Source organism: Salinibacter altiplanensis (genome assembly GCF_002894645.1).
GTDB classification, from domain to species: domain Bacteria; phylum Bacteroidota; class Rhodothermia; order Rhodothermales; family Salinibacteraceae; genus Salinibacter; species Salinibacter altiplanensis.
Map to the genome: position 1 here is coordinate 1 of NZ_NCQY01000024.1, position 2,057 is coordinate 2,057.

3 protein-coding genes are annotated in these 2,057 nt (G+C 53.1%); 1 reads left to right on the forward strand and 2 read right to left on the reverse strand.

The window, feature by feature from the left end:
- Window positions 1-790: hypothetical protein (locus B7R93_RS11505; RefSeq protein ID WP_157942276.1), on the forward strand; the 790-nt coding region annotated here is incomplete at its 5' end.
- A gap of 11 nt (window positions 791-801) precedes the next feature.
- Here the strand turns inward: B7R93_RS11505 and B7R93_RS11510 are convergent.
- Window positions 802-1,431 (reverse strand): restriction endonuclease, encoded by a 630-nt coding sequence (locus B7R93_RS11510; RefSeq protein ID WP_103020912.1) that lies wholly within the window; start codon window positions 1,429-1,431, stop codon window positions 802-804.
- Between the two features lie 141 nt (window positions 1,432-1,572).
- Complete coding sequence (locus tag B7R93_RS16350; protein ID WP_423815923.1) at window positions 1,573-2,007, reverse strand: tyrosine-type recombinase/integrase; 435 nt, start codon at window positions 2,005-2,007, stop codon at window positions 1,573-1,575.
- Window positions 2,008-2,057 lie beyond the last annotated feature (50 nt).

Here is a 2,057-nt window from a genome sequence, read left to right on the forward strand (position 1 = left end):
TATCGATTTGGAAAGTGAAGGAACGTCCATCGTACCGGGTTTGCTCCAGTTCAGTGGTAATACTGTGCGACTGACTGCCTTGAATTCCAGCCTTCAAACCATCGACGGGGATCTCCGGCACATCCTAACGGCGGGATGGATCGAACTGGATCTGTCCAGCGCTCAGCTTGCAATTGCCGGACGCGATTGGGGGATTTCCAAAGTGGTTGACTTCTTGAGTGAAGAAAAGTCCATCTGGGAAAACCTGTCGTCCTTCCTGAGTCTTCCAATGAAGGCAAAACCTGCTTTGAAGAAGGGGCTTTACTCCGCCGTTTACGGCGCACTCGAGAATAACATTCCGCGCTTCATCCTGAAAAAGGCGGGGTCCGAGGGAATTGATGTACCAGAGGACAAGGCAGAGCGATTTACAGAGCATCCGCTGGTAGAGGAGCTACTGGAGGCCCGAGAAGAGCAGTTGGACAAAATCCGAGAACATGGAGGCGCAGAAAACTGCTATGGGCAATGGATCGACTACGACGGAATTGAGAAGCAGAAGCCTCAGCGGAGCATTCTTGCACAGCTAAATCAGGCGCGGGAAATGTCGCTTCTGGAGCCGGTTCTCCGCCTTGCAGAAGAGCAGGATGAAGGCTTGCAGGCATGGGATGTGACTCTGCTCCAGCACGACGGGTTCAGCATTAAGGTCCACGATGGGCAAGAGGAGCAGGTTGTGCAGACGCTCCAGGACGCCGTTGGCGATCTTGCGGAGCGTCACGGCTACCCAACGCGGTTGGAGGTGGAATCGATGTCTTGAATGGTGTGCGGTTAAAGGGATACCTCCTCAAACCCTTCTCTGCTTCGCTTGAAACACGATATGTTCTGTCTCTCCGCAGCTTCAAGTGCCGGTTTGCTGAACCCTTTACCCGAAACGAGTATCCATTTTTCGAGATCGTTTTCTCTTCTGTCATTATCTCCAAAATCCTTCATCCGACCAGCCAGCTTACTTACCTGGGGTCTTCCTACATTACGCTTCCAGTCTTTGCACTCAACGTACGTGTGCGTAGTCTGCTTTCTGATGTTGTACAAAGCAATAACACCTCCGAGGACCAAGAACACGACAAACGCAGAGCCTGCGAGACCGGGAGCAATTGCTCGTACCACGCCCTCTAAGGTCTGCTGCAGTTCGGTGAGACCGAGTCCATACGCCGCTCCAGCAACGGCATAAATAAGTCCTCCAAATTTGGCCAACTTAACCGATCTTGGATCTTTGCGTGTTGCGTAAACATCGACCTCATAACTCGACCCATCAAAGCCCGAAGAGACGTTCTTATTCAGGTCGATGCTATCGTAGTCTTGATCTGACTCCAACCAATCTCCAAAATCCTTTTCCAGTTTTTCCCCCGGCTGTAGGGAAGAGTCTTGTTTCGCAGAAGAGCCTTGCTTCGTGGAAGACATAGGTCGGAGTACTCTTGAAAAAGCAAATTCTGAGCGGTAGTGGGTACGAGTCGAAAACTAAAGGACCTGCCGCGGGCATTGGTACGAAAAGTCGGGGTCAGACACTTCAGTCCGCAAAAGGCATACCGGGTCCCGAAAGACTCAGCTGAATGCTGACTCCATTTCTGAGTGAAGACGCTGCCGGGACACTCTGACGTACTTAAGTGCCATCTGGAGGCTGGAGTGCCGCATTGCCTCTCGTATGACGTGGGCTGACTTGCCCGCGTCTGCCAGAGCCGTTGCAAATCCGGCACGCAGGTCGTGGAAGGTTAGCTCACGGTCGATATCCGAGTCCCGGCGGGCTTGGCAGAAGTGACGTGAGGCTGTTTGCCCGAAGATCTCAGGGTTCCGCTCGGCTGTCGGACTTCCTGGCGCTCTAAATACGTAAGCCTCCTCAGTGTTGGCCTCCGGGACACTCTCCAGTACCTGCTCAGCCGCAGATATCAGAGGGATCGTCTGTGCCTTCCGGTTCTTCTGCTCAGTGATCCGAATGAGGCCCCGTTTCCGGCCGATGTGTTTCCATCGAAGCCTTCCTATTGGAGCAAACCCGGTACGATGGACGTTCCTTCACTTTCCAAATCGATACG